Raw genomic sequence first — 12,111 nt, 5'->3', positions numbered from 1 at the left:
TGTTAGTTGTTGATTTTATATAATATATTGTTGTGGTGCACACTTCCTCCCTTGATATTGTTTTAAAAAGTGGTTAGGTTCCGCACTCAAAGATATGTGCGTTTTAGAGGGGGAATGCATACATCTGGCCTTTACTTCAGGGGGAAAATTCTATGGTATCCAGTGTTGGATTGAAAAGACGGGTTTTGCGTGATGATGTTGTAGAACACATCGTTGGCAGTATTTTGAAAGGACAGCTGAAACCCGGGGATAAGATAATTGAAACCAGAATTTCACGGGAGCTTCAGGTCAGTCAGGGTGCTGTGCGGGAGGCGATCAGGGATTTGACCGCCAGAGGTTTTGTTGAGACCGAACCCTATAAAGGGTCCCGGGTGAAAGTACTGTCTTCAGAAGAGTTATATGATTATTTTGCTGTGCGGAGTGAGCTTGAGCCTTTGGCTCTTAGCTGGGGGTACGAGCTGAATAGGATTGATATTGGCGGTCTTATGTCCGCAGTTGAAAGTATGTTTGCTGGAGTTGAGCGTAAGGATATGGCTGCCTTGGGGCAGGCTGATCTTGATTTTCACAGGACAATTATGGAGTGTTCCGGTAACGGCTCTCTTGTTCGTTCATGGGAAGCTTTAGCTAACGATTACTGGATGCACACTTTGGTAAAGCAGCATTTGGAAGATGGTGTAGACCTTGGTGCGCACGCTCAAGAGCATAAAGAGATCGTTAATGCTGTTAAAGCGGGAGATCTTGAACTTACCAAAGAGCTTCTGCGGAACCATTATTCTCTTTAATCTTCACAAGTTGTTTTTAATCTTAACGCATTGCAGCAGCTATTCTTTGTTGTTGCCCTAGATATTTGTTCTGACGGGTGGAGCGGATGAATGACTTTACTCCCTTCACCCCACCAATTCCTGCGGCTATCTGCTTAGCTTTGAGCGCCTCATTTATGCTGGCGACCCTGCCCATAAGTACCACATTACACTGTACTGATTTAACTGCTACGTTCGCTCCCCATACGGAGTCGTCGTTCAGTAGTGCACTTTTTACCGCCATTTGGATCATATAGTCATCTGTCTTGGCGCATGCATTCTCGTCTTCAGCGAACAGGTAGGTGGTAAGAGAATTAACCTTCTTGTTCTTCCTGACGATCTTGCGGATGAGTTGAAAATCTTCCTTGTGATCATATTCTCCGACCACATAAACGTGTCCGTTATATGCGTAGGTGCTCAGGTCCATTATGTTGAGATTCTTTTCGTTGAGAATTTCAGACTGGATACGGGTTTCCAGCATTTCATCTTCAACGATGGTCTGGAAACCTCGTTCATCTGTACCGATTGCGTAGGCATTGTAAAAGGTCCCGACTGATGACGGAATCATCATCGGTCCGGGCAATGGTGGGATAAGCACTGAAGCAGAGCATCCGCTCATGCAGGTCAAAGCCAGCAGGGTAAGGCAAAATATTAATTTCCGCATCTCGTCATCATCCTTGATTAGAGTTTCTGAGTGCAGAGAAGCAAAAGCTATACCGTTTTGTTTAAAACATTTTTTAATTTAGAAAATTTAGTATCTTACAAATTCTGCTCTTATATGTATGTTCTTTCATTATATGGCTCTGCCAAATTTTTGAAAGCTCTTTCTGCAGGTGTGAATTGCTTTTGATGAATTCGATTTGGGCGGGCAGGTCTGCAGGAGTCTTGAAAGTACAGTGTTCAAGAAGTTCTTCCGGGAAAATGGATAAGCCGGGTGTGTAGTCGCTCAGCAGGAATCCACCGGCAGCCCAGACATCGAAATTGCGCTGGGTCAGGCCGCAGGGCAGTAGCGGACTGGTCATATTCAGGTTAATTCCGGCCCCGGTATATATACTCGGCAGGGTGGTAAAGTAATCAACCGGGGGCCGCAGGTCTGCATCAGGCAGGTATTGTTTCCAGCTTTCATCACCGAAAACCGTGAGTTCCTTTCCGGCGTTTTGCAATGATAAAATCCTCCAGATCAGTCCTGATTGTTCAGTCTTGTAACCTGTTAAACGAACTTCCTTTCCGGGCCATAATTTTTTAATACCGTCTTGACCAGCCCACCATTCAAAGTCTGGTTTTGTGCCGTTTTGGATGGCCTGCAGGGCTATTTGTTCGTCATTTTCATTAAAAATACAGCCGGAAAAAAAGTTATCCTTGGCTGGAAAGCTGGAACGACCCACGAAGACCGTACGTTCTTCCAAGTCCGGATATGGTTCTAACCGGGAATTGAATATTTTCGGATCGGTGGCTAAGGGCAGGTGCCCGACTTTGCTCGCTCCGTGTTTTTCAAGAATAGGAATGAACCAATGGTCGGTGACCATGAGCGGGACATCCTGCCAGTACGTGGATTTGATGCCGGATAAGATATGGAAGGGATTGTCCACCATCCAGACCGCGACTTTCACACCGGCCTCGCGAAGCATGAAGTATGTTTCACCAGCGTTATCAAGACCATTGAAATTGACGCTTACGATCAGTTCCGGCAATTCGCTGTGCAGTAAGGAGAGCAGGTTCTTGCGCATTGCGTCCGGCTCAATAACTCTGTAAGAGAACCCCTCTGTCTTAAAGGCGCGGCAAAGTTCAGGGACCAGCAATGAGTTGTCATTGCCCGGAATCCAGACGGTTTTAGTGCGGCTTTTGCGCATGATTCCGGCACGGTTAACTGTCAGTTTGGCGAGCAGAGGTTCCCAGAAAGCGGGAAATAACCGCTTGCCGGGTGTATACAGAATTATACGGAATTCGGAGAGATCGGTTGTCTCGCTCGTACTGATTTGCTTAAATCGTGACGGGATTGTATACCCTTCGGGCAGTTGTGCGGAGTGCTGCGGGCATTCAAGGTAGTATAAATTTTTCGCCTGCGGGAAAAGCTGCGCGGCTATTGCCGGATTCGGTCCAAGGCCGAGAAAGAGTATTTTCCCTTCGCCGCCGAGGTCCTGAAAATATCTTTCACCTTCGGGAAGTGATTGCTGCTGACCGGATTCGTTCTTTATGCGGATTCTTTCGGGGCGTTGCATTGCTTACTATACTTGGCTTGCGGGCCGTAATAAGTTAATTTCCAGTCACCTTATAACGCAGTCGGTAGCAAAAGTCTTTTGCGGATCACTGCGAAACATAAATCAGAATATGAAACAATATCGCGACCATTATTTCAAAAGGGCCAAAAAGGAAAACTATCCTGCCCGTTCCGTATACAAGCTTCAGGAACTGGACAAGCGTTTCAAAGTTTTCGCAAAAGGCCAGAATGTTATGGATCTCGGGGCTGCTCCCGGTTCATGGACCCTGTTTGCCGCCAAGAAAGTCGGGGATACCGGACGTGTGCTTGCAGTAGATATCCAGTCCACAGATACTGCCTTCCCTGATAACGCAACTTTTTTGCAGGCCGACGTATTCGAGGATTCCCCGGAGCTTTTGGCTGCAATGGATAAGCAGTTGCCCTATGACCTTATCATCAGTGATATGGCGCCCAAGACAACCGGGGTAAAGTTTGCCGATCAGGCCAACTCCCTTGAGCTTTGCGAACGTGCGCGTGATATCGTGCCCAGCAGGCTTAAGCAGGGCGGGCATTTCATCGTTAAAATTTTTGATGGGCCCGACGTTAAAGAATATATCGACTCTCTGCGCAAGATGTTTTCCAAAGTGAAAAGATTCAAGCCGAAGAGTTGCAGAGAGGAAAGCAAGGAGTTCTTCATCGTAGGACTTGGCTTTCGCGGCATTGAAGGGTAAGAAGATTGGTTCTTTGATTTGATGCGCTTCGCGCTTTTGATAAAAAAGACTTTGCCTCCGGCGGCTTAAAACCTTTTATTAGGCTTCGCCGAGTTGTATTTCGAAGGCATCATTATATATAAATACTGTCCCATCAAAACCAACAGACGGGACTTTGATATTCTCAGGAGGAAAAAATGGCCGGACATAGTAAATGGGCTAACATTCAGCACAGAAAAGGTAGACAGGACGCCAAGCGCGGTAAAATTTTCACCAAAATGGCAAAGGACATTATCCTTGCAGCCAAGGGCGGAGGCGATCCGGCAATGAACCCCTCCCTGCGTCTCGCCATAGCCAAGGCGAAAGCAGTGAACATGCCTAACGACAAGATCGATACCGCGATCAAAAAAGGTACCGGCGAACTGGCCGGTGGTGATATTTCCGAAGTCATGTACGAAGGTTACGGTCCCGGCGGTGTTGCTATCCTCGTTGAAGCAGCTACCGACAACAAGAACCGTACTGTTGCTGAAGTACGTCACGCTCTCGGTAAAGGCGGCGGCTCCATGGGTGAAGCAGGCTGCGTTGCATGGATGTTCGATAAAAAAGGCGTCATGGTATTTGATGCTGAAAAGTATACCGAAGACCAGCTGCTGGAAATCGGCCTTGATGCTGGTGCTGAGGACGTAATCGCTGAAGATGAAACCCTCGAAGTACATTGCATGCCTGAAGATTTCAGTGAAGTTCAGAAAGCTTTCGAAGCTGCTGAATGCGAAGCAAAAAGCTCTGACCTCGCTTTCGTTCCCAAGAACCTCGTTGAAGTTGACGTACCTACCGCTAAAAAGCTCATGAACCTCATGGAAAAGCTGGAAGACAACGATGATGTACAGAACGTACACGTTAACGCTGACTTCCCCGATGAGCTCATGGCTGAAATGGAAGACTAGATGGGTGGATCAGGTATTGTAATCATCGGCATTGATCCCGGAACCCGCGTTACCGGATACGGTATCGTCAGAGAGCTTTCCGGGCAGGTATCCCTTGTGGATGCCGGGACAATCCGGACCAATACCAAAAAGCCCATGTGCTCGCGACTGGGGGAGATATACTCTCGCATAGCTGAGCTCATAGAAGAATATTCACCGGATGAGGCGGCAATCGAAAATGCGTTTGTCGCCTCCAATCCGGCTTCGGCCCTTAAGCTGGGGCAGGCCCGTGGCGCTGCCATGGCTGCTTGTGCTGTATCCGGTCTTGTGGTTTCCGGGTATGAACCGACCAAGGTTAAAAGTAATCTGGTGGGCAGTGGACGGGCTGATAAAACGCAGGTCGCTTTCATGGTGGAGCGCATCCTTGGGGTGAAAGACACCAAGTGGGCCAATGATACCACCGATGCGCTGGGCATTGCGATCTGCCATCTCAATGAACGAAGATTCGCAAAGGTAGCCGGAAGATGATCGCCTATATTCATGGTAAGCTCCTAGAGGCCACAGACAAGTCCTGCATTATCCTCACCCCCGGTGGAGTGGGCTATGAACTTTTCCTGACCATTTCCGCTATCTCCACCCTGCCGGAATCCGGCTCAGATGTTACTTTTTACGTTCATTCCGTAATCCGTGAAGATGCTTTCGATCTCTACGGATTTCCCTGCTTTGACGACCGTGAGGTCTTCCGCACCCTTATTTCAGTTGACCGCCTCGGTCCCAAAAAGGCTCTGGCGATCCTTTCTCAATTCGGTCCCAAGGATTTACAGGATCTCGTTTTCCGCGAGGATGTGAAGACTCTCTCCATCGTGCCCGGTATCGGGCCCAAGTCCGCACGCCAGATTCTCTGGTCCCTCAAGGACAAGATGGAAACCCTGAAATCCGCCACTGTACGCAGCGGAGCCTGCCCAGTGGAAGGTGACCGCAGTGAATTTCTCGATGCCCTTTCCGGCCTGCGCAATCTCGGCTACGCAGATGATGAAGTGCGCGATTTCCTCAAGGATATCTTTGAGGAAGAGCCCGACCTTGACGCTGGTGGAGCTATCCGCGTAGCTTTGAAAAAGATTTCCCAGAACAAGTAATTTTTCAGCAGGCAGTACCGGAATATGATGGAAAACAACGGTTCAGACGATCACATCAGACCGCAACGGCTGACCGATTTTATCGGTCAGGACGACTTGCGTGATAACCTTGATGTATTCATTCAGGCTGCGCGTGGGCGCGGCAACGCCATGGACCATGCCCTTTTCTACGGCAACCCCGGTCTGGGCAAGACAACTCTTGCGCGGATCATCGCTTCCGAGCTGGGAGTTAACCTCATTTCCACCTCCGGTCCGGTTCTGGAGCGCAGCGGAGATCTCGCCGCCATCCTGACCAACCTTTCCCGCAACGATATTCTTTTCATCGACGAAATCCACCGTGTGCCAGCCAACGTAGAGGAAGTGCTCTATCCGGCCATGGAAGATTTCAACATCGACCTGATCATCGGTCAGGGACCAGCCGCCCGTACCGTGAAGATCGATCTTGAACCGTTTACCTTGGTAGGAGCAACAACCCGTTTAGGCTTGCTGACTTCACCACTGCGTGACCGTTTCGGCTGTATCTTCCGCTTGGAATTCTATTCCCCCGAAGAATTGGCTCGCATAGTCACCCGTGCTGCCCGAATTTTTGACCTTAAAGTGACTGAAGAAGGTGCATTGATTATCGGCAAGCGTTCGCGCGGCACACCGCGTATTGCCAACCGTCTGTTGCGCAGGGTGCGAGATTTCGCCACCGTGCATGGTGACGGGGTCGTTACTGGCGAACTGGCTGACATGGCTCTGAATAAGCTTGATGTTGACCCGTTAGGCCTGGATTACATGGACCGCAAGATTCTTTCTATTCTGATAGACCAGTTCGGTGGTGGGCCTGTTGGCGTGAAAACAATCGCTGTTGCCTGCTCCGAGGAAGTGCGCACCATTGAGGAAATTTATGAGCCATACTTAATCCAGTGCGGTTTTTTGAAACGTACCCCCCGTGGGCGCGTTGCAACTGCAAGGGCTTACCAGCATCTCCAGAAGGTTTCTTCCGGCGGGCAGGGGAGTTTGTTTTAGGTAAGGTTAGGTCTTTTTCTTTTCTATTTATATCCATTCAATTAATATTTTCTAATATCTGTTGATTTTTGTTTTTAGGAGGGGAAATGACTGTTCGGGTAAAGTTGATACTCGTGTTGACCTTGATTCTTGTTTCTGCGTTTATTTCACTCAGCCTTTTTAACTATAATGAATCCCGCAAAAAAATTCACAGGGATATAGTTAATTCCTCCCTCCCTCTGACTCGCGATAATATTTATTCCGAAATTCAGACCGTACTGATGCGGCCTTTATTTGTCTCTTCCCTTATGGCGAATGATACCTTTCTTAAGGATTGGGCCGCCAGCGGAGAAAGTGATATTTCTAAAATTAAGAGATATCTTGGAGAGATTCAGGGTAAGTATGGATTTTTCAGCGCCTTTTTCGTTTCCGCTGAAACAGGTAAATACTATTATCCGGGTGGAATTCTTAAAACCATCTCCCATGAAGATGAACACGATGTCTGGTATTATGATTTCATTAGCAGTGGTGAGGATCATGATTTGGATGTGGATTCCAATGAAGCTGCTGACAATATCCTGACTGTTTTCATCAATCACCGTTTAGCCAGTGATGACGGTAGGTTGCTGGGTGTTACCGGTGTTGGCTTGAAAGTGGACAATGTTTCCAGACTACTGAAAAAGTTCTCAGAAAAGTACGGTAAAACAATTTTTCTGGTGGATGGGAACGGTCTTATACAGGTTCACCATAAAGTCGGAATGATAGAAAATATAAACCTAAGGCATATGCCGGGGCATGGCTCGATTGCCTCGCAGGTTTTGAGCAACCCTGCTGAGCCTGCAACATATGAATTTGATTTCGACGGCGATCGAATCTTTTTGACTTCACGCTATATCCCGGAATTAGAGTGGTGGCTCATTGTTGAGCAGAATGAAACCGTGCTGCTTGATGCTGCACGGCATAATTTTGTGCGTACGATTATAGTCGGTGGAATAGCTACTCTTTTCATTGTTGTTTTGAGCATTCTTGTAATCAATCATTTTCAGTTGCGCTTGGAACAGCAAGCTGATTCTGATGAATTGACCGGTTTAGGGAATCGGCGGTCATTTGAACGCTTTTTTGATTCCGCAGTTTCCAGCATCAAGAAGAAGTCCGGTCCTTCTTCTATTATCTTGCTAGATGTTGATGGTTTCAAAGAGGTTAACGACAAATGCGGTCATCTGGAAGGAGACCGCATACTCAAGAAGATTTCCTCCATTATACGCTCCTGCGTCCGCGATTCAGACTTCTGCGCCCGCTGGGGAGGGGATGAGTTCCTTCTACTTGTAGATGGCGAAATTGATCTTGCCTTTGATGTAGCCGAGAGGATCAGAGCTGCCGTAGCGGATGCATGTAATGAGGATCTTGTCTCAAGTGATTGCGGTGAGAAAGTCACAGTCAGTTGCGGTGTTGCCCAGTATGCTGATGCAGATACCTTGGATTCTCTAATCGTGAGGGCTGATAAGGCTATGTATGAGTCTAAGGCGCAGGGGAAGGATAAGGTTATTAAGGGGTAAGTTTTTGATTTGATATTTTTATTGGAAAGCTCCGCACAACTTGGTTGTGCGGAGGCTTTTAGGATTTGAAGCTTGAAAGAATATTGGTGATTGATTAATACGGATTTATATTTCTATATTTGAGGCCCTTACTATGTACTCAGTTATTGCCTTTGATTCCAACGCTTCTTTTAAACAAGATGAGTTTGTTACTGATTATAATGGATTTGAATTAAAATTGGTTAAAGAGACATATGAAGACAGAGGTAGAGGACTGTTTCCAAGAGTTATTTCTAATCAAGTTGTAATTGATTCTGATAAAGAGCATGAAGCGCACATTGCAGGCTTAATGTTTTTAAGTGAAATTTCATGGTTATTTGAGGTTCGTATCCATTCAATAATGCATACGGGTGGTTCAATACCTATACGGGGGATTACTGAATTTGCTGGCCATCGTGGTGGTCGAATTGTCGTTGATCTTGGCTACCATTGGCCGTTAGAGGTGGATGATGTTCAGAGACTTGCTTTGGGGCTTTATAGAGAAGGCATCAGTAGCAATAGTGTTTATTTTAGATTTTTAGGTCTTTTTAAAATTCTTGAAATTAATATGGATGGTAAAAAAAGAGGAATCTGGCTAACTGAATATCTCGATAATTTTATGGGCAGTACTTATTGGGGCAATTCAGATAATGAATTCCTGGGTGACGATGCGGAAAAATTGTCATTAGATATGTACAAGTATGGTCGATGTGCTGTTGCTCACGGCAAAGAGAGCATAGATGTTCACTCTTTTCATGATTATCGGAGAATTCAATCATACTATTCAATTCTTCAGCCTGCGGTTCGTGAATATATGAAGTATGAGATGGAGATTCCAAGTTTTTAGGAATTATATAAAAAACTCCCCCGCTTACCAAAGCAGGGGAGGTTTTCTAATTTATCCCAATCAAAAATCCCTAACCTAATCCACGTCAGGAACAATCTTACAAATATAACTAGTCAATAAATCGAACAAATCTTTCGAGCGATTGTTGAATCTAAATTCCAGCTCCTTCAGATATAAAGGAAAGCGGTGCGGGGATATTCCCTTGTAGCGCTTGAAACGCTGACGTGCGAATTGCCAGAACTCTCCGCCTGATATTTCTATGTGCGGGGTGATATCCGGGTATTTTCGGATGTAATCCAGCGGTAGGGAATCGTCTCCGCAGAGGATCAGGGAATCGTACTTCTGGTAGCGGTCGGTGTGGATAATACTTCCGTGACGGACCAGCTTGAGGTGGAAGTTGTGGTTGAAGTGGAACACCGATTCCGCAGTGATGTTCTGCATTAAATCGATGAACACCCAGCCGTTCTTTTCCATTATCCCGAATACGGGAATGCTTCCGGTGGTTTTCTTAGAAGGGACCCCGGTCAGCTTTTTGTTTTTGAGGTGCTTATGCAACCCGGTCTCAGGGCTCAACAGCTGTTGAGCATCAATTGCCTGAGCTAGAATTGCGAAACGCAGGGCGGTGATTGCCTTGTAGGTTGCGTTGTAGGAAAGCTCCAGATCAAGTGAAATTGCATGCGCGGTATGATCCTCGGCGAACATCTGGATCAGGCGCACCCATTCACGGGCGGAAAGTCCGCCGTTGTTGATCCAGCGGCCGCTGAAATCCTGAAAGGTGTACTTGCAGGAAGAGCAGCGGTAGCGGTCACCGTTAAGATTATAGAGCTTGTGCTCCCGGCAGCGGGGGCAGAAGGGTTTGCGATCTCCCAAAGCTTTGTGCAGGAGGAATTTTCTGGCTTCCTCCTCAGAAGACATCAGACGCACCAGCAGTTCATCCCTGTTATCGGAAACAGTTCCCATAGAAGATCCTTTTATCCGCCTATGGATGACATCTGTGTCTCGCATACACCTTCACATCCTGATCTTTGTTCCAAAAGATGGTAACCCAGCGGTTTGTCGATAGTTGCGTCAGCAATTACCTTACGCAGGTCATCGTCACCCAGTTCGGGATTCCTTAAAATATCGCGCAGGCCGTATGTCTTATCGGAGAAAAGACAGGTACGCAGCTGACCATCGGAGGTAATGCGCAACCTGTTGCAGGTGGCGCAGAAATGCGAACTTACCGGGGAAATCAGGCCCAGTCTCCCTTTACCGCCTTCGATAGAGTACATGCGTGCTGGGCCGCGGTTCTCGGCAGTACGTTTTACCGGGATCAGGTTCACGTATTCTCTGCCTTGCGCAAGGATATCATCCGCAGACCAGAACCGGCTGTCGGATTTGGTCTCGTCACCCATGGGCATGAATTCGATGAAACGCATGTCGATGGGATTTTCGCGCGCAAAGTCGATGAAGGAACTGAGTTCTTTGTCATTGATCCCTTTCATGGCCACGGCGTTGACCTTAACCCTGATTCCGGCTGAGAGACAGGCGGAAATGGTTGCCAGTACGTCATTTAAATGATCGCGTCCGGTTACGTCCTTGAAGGTTTCCCGGTCGAGGGTATCAAGCGAAATGTTCAGCCTGCTGACCCCGATCTTTTTAAGCTCCGGTACCAGCGGTTCGATTAAGGTCCCGTTGGTGGTTATGCGCAGGTCCATTTCCGGGTGGCTGTTCATAACCTGCGAGATAAAATCCATGAATCCCTTGCGGGCAAATGGTTCGCCTCCGGTCAGGCGCAGCTTGGAAATATTCATGGAAGCAGCGAGAGCTACCAGACGGAGCATTTCCTCGTAGCGCAGGATGTCCGGGTGGGGGATGTGCTTGAAGTCTTTGGTTACGCAATACATGCAACGCAGGTTGCAGCGATCAGTAACACTCAGCCGCAGGTAATTTACCGTGCGTCCTATCTTGTCAGTGAGTACCATTTTAGAATCCCCAGACGGAGAGGGTGCCCCGGTTGTATCCTTCCTCCACTGCTACGAAATCAAGAGGCAGGGATTCGAGGTCATTGAGTGCGGGGACGGAAACTTTATCCACTTCCCTGAAGTCTGCGGTTTTCATATAGGTTTTACAGGAATCGCAGACATCTACACGGTAGCCCGGTGCTTCTTCCACGGTGAAAAATTTAAGGCTGTCCGCGTTGGTGTTATCGCAGTATGCACAGGCCATGCGGCGAACACGGTATTCGGTATGGCAGAAGGAACAGTTGGCGTAGCGGAATCCCTGCTGGTGGTGCAGTGTGTGCATGAAGGGTACGGAACCGCAGATGGGACAGTGTCCGTGGCTGCGCGGTGTGGGCTGCTCCAGTTCAAAATCAAGCTCGACACTGTCTGCTCGTTCAGTGGTGTCTGCCAGCTTTTGGGGCAGTTTTTCTTCCAGTGCGGCGGCAACAGCCTTAATGGAAGGGGTCAGTGCAGACTGGACGAGAAAGCTGAGAGTGCGCGGTGCTTCGGGCATTTTCTCCGCCCAGCCCATGAAGAAATCATCATCGGTTTCAAGGTAGGCTTTGAAAGCCAGCTTCAGGTCCAGCTCACCGGACTTGATGGATGCAGTGATCATTGCGGTTGCTTCGGCAATGGGACCTTCTTCTTTGCCTACCAGCTCAGCCAGTTCTTCAACAAGTTTGCATGCCTGATCGTAGTCGTAGGTGAAATTTTCACGGGCAAGCAGGGGGCGTCCCTGCAGGTTGGCTTCGTCAGGAGCGAGGTCCGTCGGAATGGTCGGGGAGGAGTGCTGCTGCGCTTCCAGCTGGATTGCGGCAACATTAGAAATTAAATTAACAAGCTCTTCCGGGAGGAAGGGCTTTTCCCGCAGCTCGGATACTTTTTTATCCAGCTGTTCTTTTGCACTGCTGTAATCAAAATTCATTATAGAAAACACTCCTTAAGGGGAACC

The 12,111-nt window shown here is 47.9% G+C and carries 13 protein-coding genes; 8 read left to right on the top strand and 5 right to left on the bottom strand.

Annotation, left to right across the window (positions count from 1 at the left end):
• Positions 1 to 152 precede the first annotated feature (152 nt).
• Entirely contained in the window at positions 153 to 782 is a 630-nt protein-coding gene (locus ACNI23_RS09995) for a GntR family transcriptional regulator (protein WP_420248365.1), read from the top strand.
• 22 nt (positions 783 to 804) lie between these two features.
• Here the strand turns inward: ACNI23_RS09995 and ACNI23_RS09990 are convergent, their stop codons facing one another.
• Both ACNI23_RS09990 and ACNI23_RS09985 read right to left on the bottom strand, forming a co-directional pair.
• Positions 805 to 1,464 (bottom strand): BON domain-containing protein, encoded by a 660-nt coding sequence (locus ACNI23_RS09990; RefSeq protein WP_420248363.1) that lies wholly within the window; start codon positions 1,462 to 1,464, stop codon positions 805 to 807.
• Between the two features lie 73 nt (positions 1,465 to 1,537).
• Positions 1,538 to 3,019 carry a glycosyltransferase family protein gene (locus ACNI23_RS09985; protein WP_420248362.1) on the bottom strand — a complete coding sequence of 494 codons (1,482 nt, stop codon included), beginning with the start codon at positions 3,017 to 3,019 and terminating at the stop codon, positions 1,538 to 1,540.
• A gap of 109 nt (positions 3,020 to 3,128) precedes the next feature.
• Here ACNI23_RS09985 and ACNI23_RS09980 point away from each other — a divergent pair, with 109 nt between their 5' ends.
• The 7 genes from ACNI23_RS09980 to mauJ all read left to right on the top strand — a co-directional run bounded on the left by ACNI23_RS09980 (position 3,129) and on the right by mauJ (position 9,177).
• Positions 3,129 to 3,728: an RlmE family RNA methyltransferase gene (locus tag ACNI23_RS09980; protein WP_015852755.1), complete on the top strand. Its 600-nt coding sequence runs from the start codon at positions 3,129 to 3,131 to the stop codon at positions 3,726 to 3,728.
• A 176-nt stretch (positions 3,729 to 3,904) separates the two neighbouring features.
• Positions 3,905 to 4,651, top strand: coding sequence for a YebC/PmpR family DNA-binding transcriptional regulator (locus ACNI23_RS09975; RefSeq protein WP_420248361.1), 747 nt, complete (start codon positions 3,905 to 3,907; stop codon positions 4,649 to 4,651).
• A complete protein-coding gene (gene ruvC, locus ACNI23_RS09970) occupies positions 4,652 to 5,158 on the top strand; it encodes a crossover junction endodeoxyribonuclease RuvC (RefSeq protein ID WP_420248359.1) in 507 nt (168 codons plus the stop codon).
• The gene (gene ruvA, locus ACNI23_RS09965) at positions 5,155 to 5,766 is read left to right on the top strand and encodes a Holliday junction branch migration protein RuvA (protein ID WP_420248357.1); all 612 of its coding nucleotides are present in this window, start codon (positions 5,155 to 5,157) and stop codon (positions 5,764 to 5,766) included. The genes ruvC and ruvA overlap by 4 nt, the downstream gene beginning before the upstream one ends.
• A 24-nt stretch (positions 5,767 to 5,790) precedes the next feature.
• Positions 5,791 to 6,777, top strand: a complete 987-nt coding sequence (gene ruvB / locus ACNI23_RS09960) for a Holliday junction branch migration DNA helicase RuvB (protein WP_420248356.1) — start codon at positions 5,791 to 5,793, stop codon at positions 6,775 to 6,777.
• Positions 6,778 to 6,863: 86 nt separating this feature from the next.
• The gene (locus ACNI23_RS09955) at positions 6,864 to 8,312 is read left to right on the top strand and encodes a sensor domain-containing diguanylate cyclase (RefSeq protein ID WP_420248354.1); all 1,449 of its coding nucleotides are present in this window, start codon (positions 6,864 to 6,866) and stop codon (positions 8,310 to 8,312) included.
• A gap of 133 nt (positions 8,313 to 8,445) precedes the next feature.
• Positions 8,446 to 9,177, top strand: coding sequence for a methylamine utilization protein MauJ (gene mauJ / locus ACNI23_RS09950; RefSeq protein WP_420248353.1), 732 nt, complete (start codon positions 8,446 to 8,448; stop codon positions 9,175 to 9,177).
• Positions 9,178 to 9,252: 75 nt separating this feature from the next.
• On the opposite strand, the gene ACNI23_RS09945 is transcribed toward mauJ, so the two are convergent.
• Genes ACNI23_RS09945 through ACNI23_RS09935 form a run of 3 tightly spaced genes read right to left on the bottom strand, consistent with a single transcriptional unit; the run spans position 9,253 to position 12,084 of the window.
• Positions 9,253 to 10,137 (bottom strand): transposase, encoded by an 885-nt coding sequence (locus ACNI23_RS09945; protein WP_420250565.1) that lies wholly within the window; start codon positions 10,135 to 10,137, stop codon positions 9,253 to 9,255.
• Positions 10,138 to 10,148: 11 nt separating this feature from the next.
• Positions 10,149 to 11,141 (bottom strand): GTP 3',8-cyclase MoaA, encoded by a 993-nt coding sequence (gene moaA, locus ACNI23_RS09940; RefSeq protein ID WP_420248351.1) that lies wholly within the window; start codon positions 11,139 to 11,141, stop codon positions 10,149 to 10,151.
• Between the two features lies 1 nt (position 11,142).
• Positions 11,143 to 12,084: a formate dehydrogenase accessory protein FdhE gene (locus tag ACNI23_RS09935; RefSeq protein WP_420248350.1), complete on the bottom strand. Its 942-nt coding sequence runs from the start codon at positions 12,082 to 12,084 to the stop codon at positions 11,143 to 11,145.
• Between the last annotated feature and the right edge of the window lie 27 nt (positions 12,085 to 12,111).

It is taken from the genome of Maridesulfovibrio pacificus (SeqCode) (assembly GCF_048612815.1).
GTDB lineage: Bacteria > Desulfobacterota > Desulfovibrionia > Desulfovibrionales > Desulfovibrionaceae > Maridesulfovibrio > Maridesulfovibrio pacificus.
Note: the sequence above shows the minus strand (reverse complement) of the source record. Positions and strands in the feature narration are given on the sequence as shown.

Excerpts from the sequence above, each read along its gene's own strand:
- ruvB (WP_420248356.1), top strand. The coding sequence starts at position 5,791 with ATGATGGAAAACAACGGTTCAGACGATCACATCAGACCGCAACGGCTG.
- ACNI23_RS09995 (WP_420248365.1), top strand. The coding sequence starts at position 153 with ATGGTATCCAGTGTTGGATTGAAAAGACGGGTTTTGCGTGATGATGTT.
- ACNI23_RS09980 (WP_015852755.1), top strand. The coding sequence starts at position 3,129 with ATGAAACAATATCGCGACCATTATTTCAAAAGGGCCAAAAAGGAAAAC.
- ACNI23_RS09955 (WP_420248354.1), top strand. The coding sequence starts at position 6,864 with ATGACTGTTCGGGTAAAGTTGATACTCGTGTTGACCTTGATTCTTGTT.
- ACNI23_RS09985 (WP_420248362.1), bottom strand. The coding sequence starts at position 3,019 with ATGCAACGCCCCGAAAGAATCCGCATAAAGAACGAATCCGGTCAGCAG.
- ACNI23_RS09975 (WP_420248361.1), top strand. The coding sequence starts at position 3,905 with ATGGCCGGACATAGTAAATGGGCTAACATTCAGCACAGAAAAGGTAGA.
- mauJ (WP_420248353.1), top strand. The coding sequence starts at position 8,446 with ATGTACTCAGTTATTGCCTTTGATTCCAACGCTTCTTTTAAACAAGAT.
- ACNI23_RS09945 (WP_420250565.1), bottom strand. The coding sequence starts at position 10,137 with ATGGGAACTGTTTCCGATAACAGGGATGAACTGCTGGTGCGTCTGATG.
- ACNI23_RS09990 (WP_420248363.1), bottom strand. The coding sequence starts at position 1,464 with ATGCGGAAATTAATATTTTGCCTTACCCTGCTGGCTTTGACCTGCATG.
- ruvC (WP_420248359.1), top strand. The coding sequence starts at position 4,652 with ATGGGTGGATCAGGTATTGTAATCATCGGCATTGATCCCGGAACCCGC.
- ACNI23_RS09935 (WP_420248350.1), bottom strand. The coding sequence starts at position 12,084 with ATGAATTTTGATTACAGCAGTGCAAAAGAACAGCTGGATAAAAAAGTA.
- ruvA (WP_420248357.1), top strand. The coding sequence starts at position 5,155 with ATGATCGCCTATATTCATGGTAAGCTCCTAGAGGCCACAGACAAGTCC.
- moaA (WP_420248351.1), bottom strand. The coding sequence starts at position 11,141 with ATGGTACTCACTGACAAGATAGGACGCACGGTAAATTACCTGCGGCTG.